The sequence below is a fragment of the Campylobacter australis genome (genome assembly GCF_050586305.1).
GTDB lineage: Bacteria > Campylobacterota > Campylobacteria > Campylobacterales > Campylobacteraceae > Campylobacter_A.
This window is the reverse complement of the sequence record NZ_JAXUAA010000024.1, coordinates 1-709: the sequence shown is the minus strand read 5'-3', so window position 1 is coordinate 709 and position 709 is coordinate 1. Positions and strand designations below refer to the sequence as shown.

The window sequence follows — 709 nt, the reverse complement described above, 5'->3', positions numbered from 1 at the left end:
CCAATACTTGTCATATTATCTTGAACAAATGGTGCTATTGCAAATGGTGCAGAAGGTATTAAAAGCAATCCACTTGCGACATCTATAAGAGTATTATTATTTTGTAGATATGTTTTTAATCCGATATTCTCATAATTCCAACTCGATAAAAAGTCATGAGGTCCTGCAAAGCTCTCGTTCATATGATCTATAAAAGAGCCTTTATCATAGCTATTTTTAAATATAAGCCTTTCTCCCGTTTGAGAGCCACCAAATGGGGCAATTATTTTATCTTTTGTATTTGGGTCTAAATGACTTCCAGCCAACTTAACCCCATCACCCCTCACTCCGATACTCTGTGCGTTTTCTGGAACTATTTCCCCATTTTTGCCTAAATAATCATACCTATCCTTAACATACTTCCTCATCTGCAAAGCACTATCGCTTAGCACTGATATAACTGCTCCTGATATAAAGCCGTCTTTGAAATTTTGCCCTTTTATCTGTGATGTTATACCTTGACCTACTCCGTTTATAGTAGCGTTTTTAGCATAGTCTGATATATTCATATTTTCTGTTAAGGCATTTGTACCTAATGCAAAATTTGCATAAGACATTATACCTGCACTTATGGCATTTGTAGCTAGTGAGCCTAAGTCTATGTTTGGCTTGTTGCCAGTTATGGCAGATGCGACCACTGATGAAGCCGTTTGAGTAATAACTGCCGAAC

At 37.0% G+C, this 709-nt stretch carries 1 protein-coding gene; it reads right to left on the bottom strand.

Features of this window, described 5'->3' with window-relative positions:
* Positions 1-709 (bottom strand): hypothetical protein (locus tag U5B17_RS09655; protein ID WP_430805139.1); only part of this gene is annotated, 709 nt, incomplete at both ends.